Here is a 16983-nt window from a genome sequence, read left to right on the forward strand (position 1 = left end):
AATCTAGTAAGGATTCAAGGAAGTGCTAACCCGCCATTAGAGCATGCGCCCGCGTTCCTGGCCGCCCCGGGGCCAGCCCACCCCCGGGGCGGGCCAAGCGCGGCGCAGCCGTTGCCCGGAGGCGTCGTTGGACGGCCTGCCCGAGGCACGGCAGGCCGCCGCTTGCTCACCAGCCCCAGCAGGTGCCGGCGGCAGGCTTGCCGCAAGCGCGGTAGTTGACCGCGAACCAGAGCTTGCCCGCGCCACGCGGTGACTGGTCGGACTTGACGTCGTTGCGCGGCAACTCTTCCAGCGTGTCACGGGCCGTCTTGGTCGGCGTGCCGCTATCGGCATTGGCCACCAACTGCACCCGGCCCAACTGCGCGGCCGTGCGATCTCCGTAGACTACGTCGCTATCGGCCAGCGTCGTCATGCGCAGCGCGGCTTCCCGCGCCATGGCCGCATAACTGGTGCTGCTGTCGGCGCGCGACAGATCTTTCTTCAGCGTACTGGCCGCCAGAATGTCCGCACTGCTGGCCGGCGCCTTGAGATTGAAGGCCGACAGGGGTTGCAGCCGGCCCGCTTCGGTCTCGCGGCGCAGCCAATCGCCCCACAGAAATTCCGCGAACTCGGGCAGGCCGGTATTCGTGTAGCCGATATCACGCGTGAAATAGACCAGCGAGCGATAGGGATCTTCCTGCATACCACCCGCCTCGGTCGCGTTGGCCAGCCCCAGGCGCGTAGGCAGTTGGTCCACCGTGATGGGCTGATTATTGCCGTCGCGCAGCCAGGCGCGCCCTTCGTCGACCATGCGCTGCCAGAAGGCGCTGCTGCTGGTCATATCGCTGTAATTGGCGTCAACCTTGACCCAGACCTTGAGCTTGGGGCCGCCGTCGGCGATTTCGCGCAAGGATGAGAACGAATGGTGGCCATCCGTCAGATACAGATTGCCATCCCACCCGACGACGACGGTTTTCATCGCCGCCGCGTTGGTGCCCGGGGCGTCCTTGCAGGCAAATGTGGTGGCATCATCCAGGCGCGCGGCACTGGCCTCGGCGATCGTCTGGAACTCCTGCGCGCGCGAGGTCTGGCCCGTGTCTTCGCAATAGTCGTCGAACTTCTTGCCCACGGTACGGTTCAGGTAGTCCAGCATCTGCGTGGGGTTGTTCTGCCAGGTGGAGCGATTGAAATCTCCCTGCCAGCGGCCCAGCTTGTAATAGATCTGGTCATAGCCAATCGCGGCCTGGGTGGGTTGCAATTCCTCGATGCGCACGGCAATGACGTCGCCCGGTTTGGCGTCGAGATAGGCGGCATTGCGCGCAGGTTCCGTATTCTCGGCAGGCGGCGTCTCGGCCGGGGCGGTCTCGACCGGCGCGGTTTGCTCCGGCGTCGTGCCGGCGGCTTCCTCGTCGCCGTCATCGCCGCCATTGCAGCCAGCCAGCACCAAGGGCAAGGCCAACAGGGCCATCCAGCGGCGATACTGCATCGCCATACGCGGTTTCGCGGCTTGCATTTCAAGCTCCCCCACAGATGAAAAGCCGCGAGTATGTCTGCACTTTGTTACAGGCGCGTGGATAGCAACAGGCTACTGAAAGGCCGTCTCGGTGAACGATCGCAGCTTGCGCGAATGCAGCCTTTCGGGCGCCATCTCGCTCAGGATCTCCAGCGCGCGTATGCCGATCTCCAGATGCTGGTTGACCTGCCTGCGGTAGAACGCGCTGGCCATGCCGGGCAGTTTCAGTTCGCCATGCAACGGTTTGTCCGACACGCAAAGCAAGGTGCCGTACGGCACACGGAACCGAAAGCCATTGGCCGCGATGGTGGCCGATTCCATATCCAGGGCAATCGCGCGGGACTGGGCGAATCGCTCGACGAGCTCGCCCTGGTCGCGCAGCTCCCAGTTGCGATTGTCGATGGTGGCCACGGTGCCCGTGCGCATGATGCGCTTGAGATCCCAGCCCGACAGGCCGGCCACTTCCTGCACGGCCTGCTCCAGCGCCACCTGCACTTCGGCCAGCGGCGGCACAGGCACCCAGGCCGGCAGATCCGCGTCCAACACATGGTCGTCGCGCACATAGCCGTGCGCCAGTACGTAGTCGCCCAGCCGCTGCGAATCGCGCAGGCCGGCGCAATGGCCCAGCATCAGCCAGGCATGCGGCCGCAGCACCGCGATGTGGTCGGTGATGGTTTTGGCGTTGGATGGCCCCACGCCCATATTGACCAGGGTGATGCCCGAGTGATCGGGGCGGATGAGATGATAGGCGGGCATCTGGGGCAGCCGTTGCGCGACATCGGCACTTGCCGTGCTCTGACCGAGCCGGGTGATGCGATTTCCCGGTTCGACCAGCGCCTCGTAGTCGCCCCGGCCCTCGGCCATCATGGCGCGGGCACGGGCGCAGAATTCGTCCACGTAAAACTGGTAATTCGTGAACAACACGAAATTCTGGAAATGCGAAGGCGCGGTGGCGGTGTAATGCTGCAAGCGGTGCAGGGAGTAATCCACGCGCGTGGCAGTAAACGGCGCCAATGGGTGCGGCTCGCCTTCGCGCCCGCGCCATGAGCCGTTGACGATGGCGTCGTCGGTCACCGCCAGATCGGGCACATCGAACAGATCGCGCAAGGGACGGCGCAGGCTGTCCAGATGTTCGCCCTCGACATAGGCGCCTTCCGGAAAGGCGAAGTGCAGCGGGATGGGCGTGTCGGACTCGCCGATTTCCACCGGCACGCCATGGTTCTGCAGCAACAGACCAATCTGCTCGATCAGGTAATCGGTGAACAACGCGGGCTGCGTAATCGTCGTTTGATAGCAGCCGGGCTCGGCCACATGCCCGTATGACAGACGCGAATCGATGGGGTCGTAGGTCTGCACCGAAATCTGCAAGGCCGGGTAGCAGGCCCGCACCCTGCCACTCAGATTGCGGCCATGCAGCACATCCTGAAACGCCTGGCGCAGAAACGCCGTATTGCGGTCGTAGATCTGGGTCAGCCGCGCCACGGCGGCGCGCGCATCGTCAAAGCGTTCGAACGGGATGGGCTCCGGACGATAGAAACTGGCTGCTGAATACACTGCACTCATGGGTCTGCTTCCCTGCGGCGTCGCGGCCAGGGCGCCGCGCGTAGCCGATTATGCCGCATCCATGATGACGCCCGACGGCGCCTGCGGCGCGTGCCGAAACCTCCCGCAGTGCATCAAAAATGTAATGAAATACTATTTCAGGTCCATCCGAGGCCGAGTGCTGTTAAGGTTGCGCTTTGCCGCCGGCTTACCCCAAGAGACACGTGCTCTGAAGCCATCCGTCCACACTTTGCTGTCCGAAGTGCCGCATGACTCCTCCCACGCGAAACGCTCGCCGACAATGGCCCTCATTGTCTGCTTTGATCAGCGCCCCTCTGTTGGCGCTATGTTTTTCCGGTATCGCCCACGCCACGGTGCAAGCCGAAGCGCTAGGCAACCTCCAGGGCCTGAAACTGGCCAACGAAACCACCGTACCCACACTGCGCGAACGCATCGTGCAGGCAGGCCTGGACAAGATAGGCACGCCCTACAGCTGGGGCGGCGATGATCCTGTCGACGGATTCGATTGCAGTGGCCTGGCGCTGTTTGTCTTCCGCGAGACCGCGGGCATCGACCTGCCGCGCACCTCGCGCGCGCAACGGCAGGCCGGCGACAACGTCAACCGCCGGCAATTGCGCCCTGGCGATCTGGTGTTCTTCGCCACCAACCGCCGCGGCGTGACCTCGCATGTCGGCATCTACATCGGCCAGAATCAATTCGTGCACGCGCCCTCGCGCGGCGCCAAGGTCCGGGTGGACAAGCTGAGCAACAGCTACTGGTCCAAGCGCTACCTCGGCGCTCGCACTTATCTCGAGAGCGCGCCTTCGCCCTTGCTGGCCAAGGCCAACTAAAGCGCAAATGGGGCGGCAAGCCGCCGCCCCGCCGTGCCTCAACCGCGCCCGACGAAGGGCATGTTGGTGGCCATGATGGTCATGAACTGCACATTGGTGTCCAGCGGCAATTGCGCCATCCCCGCCACGGCCTGCGCCACGTGCGCCACATCCATCCGCGGCTCGACCCGCGTCGAGCCATCCGCCTGCAGCACTCCCTTAGCCATGCGCTCGGTCATGTCGGTAGCGGCATTGCCTATATCAATCTGACCGCAGGCAATGCCGTATTGGCGGCAGTCCAGGGAGATGGATTTGGTCAGGCCGGTGACCGCGTGCTTGGTCGCGGTATAGGCGATGGAGTAAGGGCGCGGCGCATGCGATGAAATCGAACCATTGTTGATGATGCGCCCGCCGCGCGGGCTTTGCGCCTTCATGAGGCGGATGGCGGCCTGCGCGCACAGAAACATGCCGGTCAGATTGGTGTCCACGACCGAGCGCCAGACTTCCACAGGCAGATCCTCGATGGGCACGGCCGGCGCGCTGCGCCCGGCGTTGTTGAACAGAACATCCAGGCGGTCATACTCACGCTGGATCTCGTCGAACAGCGCGCGCACATCAGCCTCCTGCGTGACGTCCGTCGGCACGACGAGCGCGCGCACGCCGTCCTCCCCGGCCGCAATGCGGGTCTGCTCCAGCGGCTCGCGCCGGCGTCCGGCCAGCACCACTTTATAGCCCTGGGCCAGAAATTCGAGCGCGACGGCCCGGCCGATGCCGGTGCCCGCGCCGGTCACCAGCGCCACCCGCGAACCGGGCGTGTCATTGGACTGCATAGACGTCTCCACCAAGATTCTCAACGCGGCAATCCTACCCCAAACCCCGGATGCGCAATGCAAGCGGGCGTGACGAAGACCGCGACGGTGCGGACAAAACCCCTTGACCCCCTCGCCCTGCGGGCCTGCCGATTTGCTATGCTTCGGGTCTCATTCCGTGCGCTTTGTTTCCATGTCCGCTCATTCCGGCAATGTTTTCATGGTCGTCGCCCCCAGTGGCGCCGGCAAATCCAGCCTGGTTCGCGCTCTTCTGGACCGCGACCCCGCCATCATGCTGTCCATTTCGGCCACCACGCGCGCGCCGCGCCCCGGCGAGCAGGACGGCCGCGAATATCGTTTTGTCAGCAAGGAGGCTTTTGCCGCACTGCGCGAAGCCAACAGCCTGCTGGAATGGGCCGAAGTCCACGGCAATTTCTACGGCACGCCGCGCGACCGCATCGATGAGGCTACCGCCGCTGGCCGCGACGTGCTGCTGGAAATCGATTGGCAAGGCGCGCGGCAGGTCAAGCAGCGCTACCCGCAAGCCATCGGCATTTTCATCCTGCCGCCGTCCATAGAAGAACTGGAAGCGCGCCTGAAGGCCCGGGGCCAGGATTCCGAGCAAGTGATCTCGCGCCGCCTGCTGGCAGCGGGCGGCGAAATCGCCCACGCGCCGGAATGCGAATATGTTATTATTAATCAAGAATTTAGCGTAGCCCTGTCGGAATTGATGCAAGTCATCAGTGCCGCGCGGCTGCGTTTTCCGTCTCAGGCAGTGCGCAATGCCAGCTTGTTTGCCCAACTGGGCATCCCCGCTTCGCACTGAAACGCCCTGCTCCCAACGTCTGCATATCCACCAGGTAATTCCATGGCCCGCATCACTGTCGAAGATTGTCTGAACCAGATCCCCAACCGCTTCAAGCTCACGCTGGCCGCGACCTACCGCGCCCGCGAGCTGGCGCAAGGCCATGCCCCGCGCCTGGACAGCAAGGACAAGCCGACCGTGACCGCCCTGCGTGAAATCGCCTCCGGCCTCACCGGCCTGGAAATGCTGCGTAAAGTCCCGACCTGATCGCGGCCGGGGAGGCGGCTAGCATGGCTTTTCCCGGACTGAAGTATGCCTCTTCAGGTCTACTTGCAGCGCTACGCGCTGGCTCGCGCCTGGGCCGGCGCGGCGGCAAGAAGGCACGCAACCACAGCGGCGCATCCTCTGCACAGCAGCACGATGCCGTCGAGAATCTCCCTCCCCCGATTGCCTCTCTGGCGCCCCTGACCGAGATTATCAGCACCTATCTCGAGCCCAAGGACGTCGAGCGGGTGCGCGAAGCCTACCGCTTCGCGGATCAGGCCCATCTGGGCCAGTTCCGGGCCTCGGGCGCGCCGTACATCTCGCATCCCATCGCCGTCACGGAAATCTGTGCGGGCTGGAAGCTCGACGCCAACGCGCTGTCGGCGGCCTTGCTGCATGACGTCATCGAGGATCAGGGTGTCGCCAAGCAAGAACTGGCCGAGCGTTTCGGGCCCGAAGTCGCCGAGCTGGTCGATGGGCTGTCCAAGCTGCAGCGCCTGGACTTCGCCACCAAGGCCGAGCAGCAGGCCGAGAGCTTTCGCAAGATGCTGCTGGCCATGGCGCGCGACGTGCGCGTCATCCTCATCAAGTTGGCCGACCGCCTGCACAATATGCGCACGCTGGATGCGGTCAACCCCGAGAAGCGGCGCCGCATCGCGCGTGAAACCCTCGAAATCTATGCCCCCATCGCCCATCGCCTGGGCCTGAATCTGCTGTTTCGCGAGCTGCAAGACCTCTGTTTTGCGGCCATGTACCCCAATCGCTACCAGGTGCTGTACAAGGCCGTGCTGGCCGCGCGCGGCAATCGTCGCGAAGTCATCAGCAAGATCGAGGATTCGGTGCGAGCCGCCTTGCCCGCCGCGGGCATCGAAGCCGAGGTCACGGGCCGCGAAAAAACCCTGTTCGGCATTTACCGCAAGATGGCCGACCAGAAAAAGAGCTTCTCGGAAGTTCTGGATATCTACGGCTTTCGCGTCATTGTGCACACCCTGCCCGAGTGCTATCTCGCCCTGGGCACCCTGCATCAGCTCTACCGGCCTGTGCCGGGCAAGTTCAAGGACTATATCGCCATCCCCAAGGTCAATGGCTACCAGTCCCTGCACACCACGCTGGTCGGCCCCTATGGCACGCCGGTCGAGTTTCAGTTCCGTACGCGCGACATGCACCACATCGCCGAGGAAGGCGTGGCATCGCACTGGCTGTACAAAGATGCCGACCTCACGCTGAACGAACTGCAAAAACGTACGCATCAGTGGCTGCAATCGCTGCTGGACATTCAAAGCCAGACGGGCGACTCGGGCGAGTTCCTCGAGCATGTCAAGGTCGACCTCTTTCCCGACGCCGTCTATGTCTTTACGCCACGCGGCAAGATCATTTCGCTGCCGCGCGGCGCCACGCCTGTGGACTTCGCCTACGCCATCCACACCGATATCGGCAACCAGGCGGTGGCCGCCAAGATCAACAGCGAATTCGTGCCGCTGCGCACCGAGCTGGCCAGCGGCGACACGGTAGAGATCATTACTTCGCCGGCCTCGCGGCCAAACGCCCAGTGGCTCAATTACGTGCGTACGGGCCGGGCACGCTCGGAGATCCGGCACTTCCTGCGCACGGTGCGCTACGAAGAGTCCGTCGCCTTTGGCGAGCGGCTGCTGGCGCAAACCATGCAAGAGTTGCACTTGCCCATGCCGCCGTCGGACGATCCGGCCTGGGACAAGCTGGCGCGCAGCACCGGGGCGACATCGCGCGATGAGATCCTGGCCGACATCGGCCTGGGCAAGCGGCTGGCCGCCGTCGTGGCACGCCGCTTCGCGCCCGAGCACGATCTGGTCGCCACGACCGCCGCCGCGGTTGACGAAATCACGTCGGCCCGCGCCGCGCCCATTCTTATCCAGGGCAATGAAGGCCAGGCCGTGCAACTGGCGCCTTGCTGCGGCCCCCTGCCGGGCGACCCCATCATCGCCGGCATGCGCCTGGGCCATGGGCTGGTGGTGCATACCGCCGACTGCCCGGTCGCCATGCGTCAGCGCCTGCGCGAACCCGAACGCTGGGTGACCGTCGCCTGGGACAAGCAAACGGCCAAGCACCTGGCCACGCGCTTGGACATCATCACGCGCAACGAGCGCGGGGTGCTGGGCCGCATCGCGGCCGAAGTCACGGCCGCGGATGCCAATATCGTCCAGGTCACCATGCACGACGATGCGGTTTCCACCGTGTCGCTGCATCTGACGGTGCAGGTCGACAGCCGCAAGCATCTGGCACAGGTCATCCGTGCCATCCGGCACGTGCCGCAAGTGCAGAAGATCGTCCGCGTCAAAGGCTAAAGAGATCAGGCCGCCTGCCGGCTTGCGGGGCCGATGCCCCGCCCGGCCAGGCGGCCTGCTTCAGGCCACGTGCTGCAGGAAGTCGCGCAGGCGCTGGCTGGGCGGATCGCTGAGCAAGGCCTCGGGCTTGCCATCGTGCGCGATCTTGCCGCCGTCGATGAACAGCAGGCGGCTGCCCACTCGCCGTGCGAACTCCATCTCGTGCGTCACCACGACCATGGTCATGCCCTCATCGGCCAGATCGCGCATGACCTTGAGCACTTCGTGCCGCAACTCGGGATCGAGCGCGGAGGTCGGCTCGTCAAAGAGCATGAGTTTGGGCTTGATCGCCAGCGCACGGGCGATGGCCACGCGCTGTTGCTGCCCGCCTGACAACTCGGCGGGATAGTGATCCATCCGCTCTGACAATCCCACTTTGCCCAGCAACTCCCGCGCCACCTGGCGGGCTTCTTCGCGCGTCGTGCCGCGCGTATGCTGCGGCCCGAACATCACGTTTTCCAGGGCTGTCATCTGCGGAAAGAGGTTGAACTGCTGAAACACCATGCCCGCTTCGCGGCGTATGGTGCGCACGTCTTCGGCCGAGCCCAGCACACTGATGCCATCGACATGCAGATCGCCGCCGTCTATGGTCTCCAGCACATTGATACAGCGTAGGAACGTGGACTTGCCGGAACCCGACGGCCCGACGACCACGACCACCTCGCCCACATCCACGTCGACCGTGATGCCGTTGAGGACGACCGAATCGCCGAAGCGCTTGATGACGTTCTTGAATTCGACCATGCTCATAGTATGCGCATCCTTTTTTCCACCAGGCGCAGGCCCAGGGCCATCAGGCCGGTAAGAATCAGGTAGACCACCGCCACCGCCGACCAGATTTCCACCGCGCGGAAATTGCTGGCCATGATCTCCTGGCCTTGGCGCGTCAACTCGGCCACGCCGATCACAATGAACAGCGAAGAATCCTTCAGGCTGATAATGCATTGATTGCCCAGGGCGGGAATCATGCGCCGGAAGGCCACCGGGCCGATGATATAGATCAGGATCTTGGAAAATGGCAGACCCATGGCCTGCCCTGCTTCTTTGAGGCCGCGCGCCACCGACAGCAAGGCCCCGCGCACGATCTCCGCAATATAGGCACCCGAATTGATGATCAGGGTGGCGATGGCAGCCATCTCGGCCTCTACCCGCATGCCCGGCAGCAACAAGGGCAGCGCAAAATAGATGAACATCACCTGCACCACAATGGGCGTGCCGCGGATCACGGCCACGTAGATCTGGGCCACCAGCGCCAGCGGCCAGGGCCCGTAAGCCCGGGCCACACCGGCCAGCGCGCCCAGGATGAAGCCCCCGACCAGCCCCCATAAAGTGATCTTGACGGTCATCAAGGTACCGTCGAGCAAGTTGGGTAACGCGTCCCAGATTACTGATACGTCAAAATTCACGCTTCCCCCTTTCTGGCGGAAAAAACATGGCCGCCGGCGAGACCTGCCCGCAAGCGGCCAAGGGTTCTTTCAGATCAGCGCATCAAGGCGCCTTGCCGAACCACTTGGTATAGATCTTGTCGTACTCGCCATTGGCCTTGAGCGTGGCCAAGGCCTTGTTGACCTGGGCGACGAGGTCACTGCCCTTGGGGAAGGCAATGCCATAGAAATCGCCGCTCTTGACGGTACCCACGACCTTGACGCGGCCCTTGCCCGCCGTATTGGCGTAATACTGCACGTTGGGCGTGTCATGCACGGCGGCATCCACGCGCCCGGTCGCCAGCTCCAGATAGGCGTTGTCGATATTGGGGAAGAGCTTGAGCTTGGCGTCAGGTACCTGGGACTTGAGGAAGTCCACCGTGGCGGTTCCCGTTTTGACGGCTACGGTCTTGCCCGCCAGATCCTGGGCCGTCTTGATATTGGTGGTTTTTTCGGGCACCAAAATCGCGAGCCCGCTTTCGTAATAGGGATCGGAGAAGTCGATCACCTTCTTGCGGTCGTCGCGGATGGTGATGCCGGCCAGCGCTGCATCGATGTTCTTGGTCTGCAGGCCCGGGATGATGCCGTTGAAGTCCATGGGTTGCAGCTTGTATTTGAGGTTGAGCTCCTTGGCGATGGCCGCCCAGAGATCGACGTCAAAACCCGTGTAGGTATTGCCTTGCTTGAACTCGAACGGCACGAAAGCCGTGTCGGTGGCAACGATCAACTCCTTACCCTGAGCCGCCGCGGTAGATATCGAACCAAACATCGTGACGGACAAACCGACAAGGGCAGCCGCGACTTTACTTTTGATCATAGATTTCTCCTGTGGATTCAACAGGCTACGCCCATACTGCCTGGCGAGCCAAGTCTGGGCGTCCGGTGCCGGACGCAATCCCGCCCGGCACCGGACTTGCGAATGATCTTAACGCAACACTTCGCCGTGGCACAGCCACCGATAAAAATTACAATGCAAGACCAATCCCACTCTGGGGGCAGGCTGTGGCGTTCAATCCCATCCTCATCGAGGGCGACCGGCGGCAGGTCGGCCTGGAGCTCGGCAAACTGGCCCGGGCCATCATGCCGGCCTATCTGGATCAAAGCAGCACCTGGGCCGCCTTGCGCCCCTGGCGCGGGCATGCCTTTCTGCGCGGGCTGGGCGACGCGGCCCAGGCCGCGCTGCCCGCCATCTGGCAGGAAATCGAAGGCATGGCCGAAGGGCTGCGCATGCCTGTCGAGGACGTGCTGCTCTGGAACTGCCGCGGCGACCTGCTGCGCAAAACCTCCGACGGCTGCACCTCGCTGGCCTGGCGCGCAGCCGACGGTACTTGCTGGATGGCGCACAACGAAGATGGCGATCCCTATCTGCGTGGCCGCTGCCGTGTCGTGGATGTCCGGCCCGACGGCGCGCCGGGCTTTGTCAGTTTCTACTATCCCGGTTCCCTGCCGGGGCACACGTTTGCCGGCAATCGTGCGGGCCTGGCGCAAACCATCAACAACGTGCGCCTGCGCCAACGCCAGGCCGGCGTGCCGCGCATGCTGCTGGCACGCGCCGTGCTCGATTGCCGCACCCTCGACGAGGCACTCGCATTGCTGCAAACCCTGCCCCGGGCCGGGGGATTTCATCACACCCTGGGCTGGGCCGCAGACGGCAGGCTGGTGAGCGTGGAAGCCAGCCCCGCGCAGTGCAGCGTGCAAGCAATCGGCAAAGGTTATGCCCATGCCAACCACCTCATCCATCCCGACGGCCCGCCCCAGGTCGTGAGCGACTCATCGGCCAGCCGTCAGCGCCAGGCCGAGCACTTGATGGACGCCTGGCACGGCACGGCGACAGGCGCCGACCTGGTAAAGGTTTTACTGGATACCCACGGCGAGCTGCCCATTCTGCGCTGCGACCCTCAGGATCCCGACGAAGAGAACACCCTGGCCACCGCCCTGTTCGCATTGCGCGCCGGCAGCCTGACCTTGGCCATCCACGACCGCAGCCCGCACGCCCTGACCACCTTGACCCTCTGCGGCGACGCCGATGCTGCCGCCTAGAACACGAGCGAGGTATTGATGTACCAAAGCGGTTTCTTGGGCAGCGGCGACCACAGCGGCCGGGCGTAGGTGGCCGACACATTCCACAACGGCGTATTGACCCGCAAGCCCAGCGCCCATCCGGCCAGCCGCAGCGCAGGCCCGCCCTGAAGACTCTGGAGCCGGCCCATATCCCACCCGGCAAACGGTGTCAGACGCACCCTGCCCAGCCACGACGCACTGATGGGCAGGGACAGGGTGTTGGACCAATACACCCCTTTGTCCGCGCTTTGCGAGGTCGTGCGGCTGAAGCCGCGCACGGTGTACTCATCGCCCAGCGTCAATTGATAGCTGTTGAGCAGCATCCGGCGTGCATACTGAAACCCCAGCTGGGACTGCACCACGAGCGCCTGGCCGCCCGGCGCAAAGCGGGCCTGCCAGGACGCGATCCCATTGACCCGCGAGCCATAGCCGATGGCTCGCTCCGGGTTGAAGGCCGAATACTGGCCATTGTTGATTCCCAGGCCGCGATTCCAGGACAGGTCCACGAACATGGCGTGCCGGCCGCGCTGCGTACTCCATTGCGCGCCCAAGGTGCCGTCGCTGTAATGTTTGCTGCTCACCTCCAGCTTCGTGCCAGCAAGGTAGTTTTTATTCTGGCGCGTCTTGAGCGCGCCATACAGGCTGAACTGCGAGGTGGCATCCCGATACACCGTCCGCGTGACGCGCACACTCAGATTGCGTGAGTTACCTGCCGATTGATAGGCCAATCCCCTGGCTCGCAACAAATTCTTGTAGTTGCTGTAGCCGGCCTGCAGATCGATGCGCGTGTAGCCCAGGGGAATACGATAGGAAAGGTCAAAAGCCTGCTCTCCATCGTGGACGGGATCCGAAAAATATCGCTCACTGGCAAAGAGGTTGAGGGTGTCATTGACGCCCAGCACATCCCCCAAGGCCAGCGAAACGTTGTACTTGTCGCGGCCCCGCTCAGGCGTACCCAAGCCTGAGTTGTCCGCCCCCACCGAAAATCTTGCCCAGCTCGTGCGCTCGACACGCAGATCCAGATAGGAGTAGCCGTACTCCTCGGCCGGCGCGATCGTCACCACCACCTGCTTGAAGCCGTTATTCATATCCTCGATCGCCTGATCCATATCTCGGATATTCAGGATCGCCCCACGCCAGTTGGGCATTGCCCAGCCCACCATGGCCCGGTCTCGCAGCCGTTCCAGGGGCTTGCCGTCGATGCGCCAGCCCTTGATACGCCCCCAGTTGACCTGCAACTGCAGACGGCCGTGCTGCACGGCAGGCTCAAGCAATGCAATATTGGACGTCACATAGCCCAGCTCGTATAACCTGGCCGTCAACAGCCGCACCAGGTTGAACAGCCCCTGATTATCGATAGGGCGATGCAGATAGGCCTGCGCCACTGCCTCGGCATCGAAGCGCACCGGCTCGGGCCCAAAATCCAGATCCACCCCCTCCAACGTCACGGTGTGGCCCGGCAAAGTGAGGTCAGGCTCTGCCGGAGCGAGCGGCGCCTCGGGGGCTGGCAAACGAGAACCCGGCGGCTGGGCCAACGCCCGGTCAATCTGGCGCTGCTGTTGCGCGCGCTGCAGGCGGTTCTGCTCAAAATCCAGATCCCGTTGGCCGGGTGTGAGGGGCTGTTGACCGCTTGGCGGAACCGGCGGGCGCGCAGATTGCGCCAAAGCCGGCATCGCTGGCGCGCACAAGGCCAGTAATGCGACCAGCGCCAGGCGTGGGCGCGCCCCCAAAAAGTGGGCATTAGTCATAGCTGAGGGTAACGGTGTAGACGACCTGCAGCGGGCCGGCCTGCACGTCTTTCTTGAGTTGGTAATAGCGGGCGCGCAGCGGAATCTGGATTTCCACCCTATCCTCCGTCGCCTTGGCTTCGTCCAATGAACGCGAAGAGGAGAAATCCCAAGGCGTGTCGCCAGTGGCGTCGCCCTTGAGCAACTGGATGCCAACGCCTTTCGCCTCCATTTCCTTCGGCAGACCGACACCTTGAACCTGCTCGTACTTATGCTGAGGCGTTATGGACACCTTGGCACTAGGGCCCCCATAGCAAGAAATAGGTATGTTGAAGGACGTATCCCCTAGCGTCGACCCAACACTTCTAAACTCCGTGCGACGGACCTTGTTTAGTACCTGCGCCACGTTCTGGTAACTGCAACCCTGAGCGTTGATGGTTAACAACGCGAGTCCGGTGCTCATGCTAATGGGAGTTCTTCCCGCGACATGATCTTGACCTTGGTACTCAATCACCCATTTCACAGAGAAAATGTCGTGATGGCCGCCGCTGATCAACTTCTTCCCTGGCCGGGTAACCGGGGCAATCTTGGTCACCAGATAACCGAGTTGCTGCGACGGTGTGAAGAGTGAAACTTTGCCACCCTCAAACAGATTGAGAATGGTGCCCCCAGTGCCTATCACCCATTCTTTCTGATTCGCGGCGAGTTGCTGGCCATTAGCTGAAACCACCTGAAGCGCCACCCCAATCTCATCGGTGATACCGGGCAGTTTGATCATCACCCCATAGGGACTATCCAGCTGAGGGTAGCCTTGCGAAGCCTCCATCACGAGCTTGACTCGCCCATTCTCCACGACGTCCGCAACTAGTTCAGCCGTAGAGTCTTCATCACCCAATTCGCCGATGTCGTAATCGCAGAATCCTGCCAACACACTGCTGCTACTCGTCAAAGGGCTGAGTTGTTTGCCTAAGGGTGTATCGGGTGTGACCTTCACCGCCCCGCCTGCGGGCGGCTGAATGACATTGCCATTCGGTGTGACGGAACAGTTGACAGGAGGATTGTCGAACAACGCATATGCTGGCCGTCCCCAAGCTGCAAAGACCAAACAGCAGACAATCAGTCGCACACTCATCGAATCAAGGATTTTCATGGTCAGGCTCGCATTGCATGAGGATTTGGGGCAAGCCCCCTTCACCGCGCCTCAGCGTGTCATCAAGTCGATAGGAAGTCGTACAGACCTGCCCACTCGCCAGGCGAACATGCAGCTCGCCTTCGGCAGGCAGCCCCCGCAACAACGCCCGGCCGCCCTGACCGCTCGTGCCCAGGGTCTTGCCCTCGCCGTCGGTAATCGGGCTGCCAAAGGGCAAGTGCTTGCGCCACGGCGCATCGATGAGCAAAAGGGCCGAGCGCTCGCGCCGCGTCTTGAACACCAGGGGGACCACCGCCCCGGCGCGGGGGATGGCCTCCTCGACTGTGGATTGCAGTTCCACGTCGAGCGGCAGGTTTTCGGGCGACAGTTGCACTTCATTGAGCGAATAGGGCGACAACGCCACCAGGCCAAAGCCGCTGCCGTCCACGCTGGCGTTACTCATATTGGCGATCGCCGCCCCCGCCGCATCGCGCGCATCGATCAGGCCCACGCTGTCGGACAGCGTCTGTCCCAAGGTCAGGCCGCCCCCATGCGCGACCAGGCCGCCGCTGCCATTGACGAACACTTGATTGCCATACTGCTGCTGCGTGAAGGCGCCAGCCACCTGACCGTAGCGCCCCAGATAATTGGCACTTGCGCCATAGGTCAGCGTGCGATCCGCATTGCGGGTGATGTCCAAGCCATAGGACAACGCCCGGCTCTCCCCCCACGTGCCGTCATAGGAGACGCGCTCATTGCCGCCGCGATTGCGGGTGCGCAGGATACTGGTGCGCAGCGAGCTGGACGAGGCTGCGCCGTGGAGCGGGATAGAGAAATTGAGCAAGACCTGGCGGTCACGGCCAAAACTGCCGTTGTTGAAGGATGCCGACAAGTACACGCCCACCCCTTTGACGCGAGTGCCATAACCGAGCTCCCATTGCGTCTGACGCGCGGTGGAGCGCCAGTAATTACGCAGCGCGCCCGACATATACAAGCTGCCGTAGGCACCTAGAGGCTGGCTCAACGCCACGCTGAACTCCCCGCGCGGCCTTCCGGGACGCAGCGGCGTGAACTGACGCGCCAGGCTGTCGGATAAGGTCCAAAAACCCTCGGAGGAGTAGCGCAATGTCGCCAGACGCACCACGGTGCGGGTTGCCTCCAGCGTCTTGCTGTATGACAGGCGATAACTCGTGCCGTAAAAGCTGCTTTGGCGCACGGGCCGGGCGTAGGCCCAGGTCGTGTCCAGGCTCAGCGCGCCCACCGGGGTATTGAACGCGGCGCCCAGCGTCATGGCGGCATAGGTTTTGTGCGCCCCCAGCACACCGCCATAGAGGTTGATGCCATCCTGCAGCCCCCAACGGCCACTGGCCTGCGCGACCCAGGGCGTGGCCGCCACATGCAGGCTCCGGGTGTAGCGCCCGGCGGTCAGGGCGTATTGCAGCTGGCCCTTGCGGATCAAGCGCACGGCGTTGCCAAAAGGCACGACAAATCGTTGCACCGCGCCGTTGGACTCGGTGACGATGACGGTCAAGTCGCCACCGTAGCTGATAGGCGAATAATCATCGATGGCAAAAGGGCCGGGCGCCAGGCTGCCCTGGTAAATCACATTGCCGCCCTGCATGATCCTGATGCTGGCCTGGCTGGATGCCACGCCCCGCACCGTGGGCCGATAGAGGCGCTCCGAGTAGGGCAACATGGCCGGGTCGCTCGCCAGCGTAAACCCCCGCAACTGATAGGGGCTGAAGTACTCCGCGCCGGCATAGATATCGCCCAGCACGAGGCGAGCGCGCCAGGAAGGGATGTCGGTCTGCACCGTACTGCGCTGCGAGCGAAATTCGCTGCGCCCCCCCGCATGGCTGAAGAAGGCGTTGTTACGGAAGTACCACCCCCCCAGATTGAAGCCGCTGTCGAGCAAGGCGCTGAAGGTCTGAAACGCGGTGCCGTGAAAGTTGTAGCGGCTGTAGCTATAGCTGTAGTTGCTCCGGAATGCGGTCAGGCCCGCCTGCCATTTGGACGGCGGAATATCCCGCTGATAGCGATTGCGCACATAGGCCTGTGGCACGCTGAAACTCAGCTGTGCCGTGGCGTAATCGAAGCTCTCCACGCTATCGGGATAGATATCCTTGACGCCCACACAAACGCCGGCGGCAAGCTGCGTGCGCAATGCCGGATCCAGCGCATCGAGATTGACGCCCAGCGTCTGCAACTGGCTCTCGTCGAGGCAGGCCAAGGCATCGCTATAGGGTGGACTGGCCGCGCCCGGCGCCCGAAACTGCACCATCATGGGTACGCCCCGCTCTCCATTGAGCACGACCTCCACCTGATGCCATCCGGGCGGAAGGACATTGCGGCGCGCAAAGCGCCGCAAGTCCGCCTGGCTGGCAGACCCCCACAGCATGCGGGGATCGAACTGGAGTTCGGCCGGCTCCTCGGCCGCGGGCGCGGGCCGCGCATAGAGCGCCAGGAGCGCCACACTCAGTAGCGTCAGGGACAACGGCGCACGCCCTGCCCGGGACAAGTGTTTGATGACCATCTTCCGA

Annotated in this window: 14 protein-coding genes; 5 read left to right on the forward strand and 9 right to left on the reverse strand. The window is 63.3% G+C overall.

Going from position 1 to position 16983, the window contains the following annotated elements; translation table 11 throughout:
• Window positions 1-166: 166 nt before the first annotated feature.
• Together CAL22_RS11115 and CAL22_RS11120 are read right to left on the reverse strand one after the other, a co-directional pair.
• A complete protein-coding gene (locus CAL22_RS11115; RefSeq protein WP_094813092.1) occupies window positions 167-1492 on the reverse strand; it encodes a ParB/Srx family N-terminal domain-containing protein in 1326 nt (441 codons plus the stop codon).
• A 72-nt stretch (window positions 1493-1564) separates the two neighbouring features.
• Window positions 1565-3055, reverse strand: coding sequence for an AMP nucleosidase (locus tag CAL22_RS11120; RefSeq protein ID WP_094813094.1), 1491 nt, complete (start codon window positions 3053-3055; stop codon window positions 1565-1567).
• 248 nt (window positions 3056-3303) lie between these two features.
• Between CAL22_RS11120 and CAL22_RS11125 the strand changes: the two genes are divergently transcribed.
• Window positions 3304-3885 carry a C40 family peptidase gene (locus tag CAL22_RS11125; protein WP_167383595.1) on the forward strand — a complete coding sequence of 194 codons (582 nt, stop codon included), beginning with the start codon at window positions 3304-3306 and terminating at the stop codon, window positions 3883-3885.
• 38 nt (window positions 3886-3923) lie between these two features.
• Here CAL22_RS11125 and CAL22_RS11130 read toward each other — a convergent pair whose 3' ends face one another.
• A complete protein-coding gene (locus CAL22_RS11130) occupies window positions 3924-4694 on the reverse strand; it encodes an SDR family oxidoreductase (RefSeq protein WP_094813098.1) in 771 nt (256 codons plus the stop codon).
• 172 nt (window positions 4695-4866) lie between these two features.
• On the opposite strand from CAL22_RS11130, the gene gmk reads away from it, so the two are divergent.
• The 3 genes from gmk to CAL22_RS11145 are packed head-to-tail and all read left to right on the forward strand — an operon-like array spanning window position 4867 to window position 8063.
• A complete protein-coding gene (gmk, locus tag CAL22_RS11135) occupies window positions 4867-5499 on the forward strand; it encodes a guanylate kinase (RefSeq protein ID WP_094813100.1) in 633 nt (210 codons plus the stop codon).
• 42 nt (window positions 5500-5541) lie between these two features.
• On the forward strand, window positions 5542-5745 hold the full coding sequence (gene rpoZ / locus CAL22_RS11140; protein ID WP_003811126.1) for a DNA-directed RNA polymerase subunit omega: 204 nt from the start codon (window positions 5542-5544) through the stop codon (window positions 5743-5745).
• Window positions 5746-5768: 23 nt separating this feature from the next.
• Window positions 5769-8063 carry a RelA/SpoT family protein gene (locus CAL22_RS11145; RefSeq protein WP_094813102.1) on the forward strand — a complete coding sequence of 765 codons (2295 nt, stop codon included), beginning with the start codon at window positions 5769-5771 and terminating at the stop codon, window positions 8061-8063.
• A gap of 60 nt (window positions 8064-8123) precedes the next feature.
• Here CAL22_RS11145 and glnQ read toward each other — a convergent pair whose 3' ends face one another.
• The 3 genes from glnQ to glnH form a co-directional block, all read right to left on the reverse strand.
• Complete coding sequence (gene glnQ / locus CAL22_RS11150) at window positions 8124-8852, reverse strand: glutamine ABC transporter ATP-binding protein GlnQ (RefSeq protein ID WP_094813104.1); 729 nt, start codon at window positions 8850-8852, stop codon at window positions 8124-8126.
• Window positions 8849-9508 carry a glutamine ABC transporter permease GlnP gene (glnP, locus tag CAL22_RS11155; RefSeq protein ID WP_094813106.1) on the reverse strand — a complete coding sequence of 220 codons (660 nt, stop codon included), beginning with the start codon at window positions 9506-9508 and terminating at the stop codon, window positions 8849-8851. Before glnP ends, glnQ begins: the two co-directional genes overlap by 4 nt.
• 82 nt (window positions 9509-9590) lie before the next feature.
• The gene (glnH, locus tag CAL22_RS11160; RefSeq protein WP_094813108.1) at window positions 9591-10343 is read right to left on the reverse strand and encodes a glutamine ABC transporter substrate-binding protein GlnH; all 753 of its coding nucleotides are present in this window, start codon (window positions 10341-10343) and stop codon (window positions 9591-9593) included.
• A gap of 185 nt (window positions 10344-10528) precedes the next feature.
• Between glnH and CAL22_RS11165 the strand changes: the two genes are divergently transcribed.
• Complete coding sequence (locus CAL22_RS11165; protein WP_094813110.1) at window positions 10529-11566, forward strand: C45 family autoproteolytic acyltransferase/hydolase; 1038 nt, start codon at window positions 10529-10531, stop codon at window positions 11564-11566.
• Here CAL22_RS11165 and CAL22_RS11170 read toward each other — a convergent pair.
• From CAL22_RS11170 to CAL22_RS11180, 3 genes are all read right to left on the reverse strand, one after another.
• Complete coding sequence (locus CAL22_RS11170) at window positions 11563-13098, reverse strand: ShlB/FhaC/HecB family hemolysin secretion/activation protein (RefSeq protein ID WP_244193839.1); 1536 nt, start codon at window positions 13096-13098, stop codon at window positions 11563-11565. The two genes, CAL22_RS11165 and CAL22_RS11170, sit on opposite strands and share 4 nt — an antisense overlap.
• Before the next feature lie 229 nt (window positions 13099-13327).
• On the reverse strand, window positions 13328-14464 hold the full coding sequence (locus CAL22_RS11175) for a fimbrial protein (RefSeq protein ID WP_244193840.1): 1137 nt from the start codon (window positions 14462-14464) through the stop codon (window positions 13328-13330).
• Window positions 14451-16976: a fimbria/pilus outer membrane usher protein gene (locus tag CAL22_RS11180; protein WP_094813114.1), complete on the reverse strand. Its 2526-nt coding sequence runs from the start codon at window positions 16974-16976 to the stop codon at window positions 14451-14453. Before CAL22_RS11180 ends, CAL22_RS11175 begins: the two co-directional genes overlap by 14 nt.
• Window positions 16977-16983 lie beyond the last annotated feature (7 nt).

It is taken from the genome of Bordetella genomosp. 12 (assembly GCF_002261355.1).
In the GTDB taxonomy this organism is placed as follows: Bacteria; Pseudomonadota; Gammaproteobacteria; order Burkholderiales; family Burkholderiaceae_B; genus Bordetella.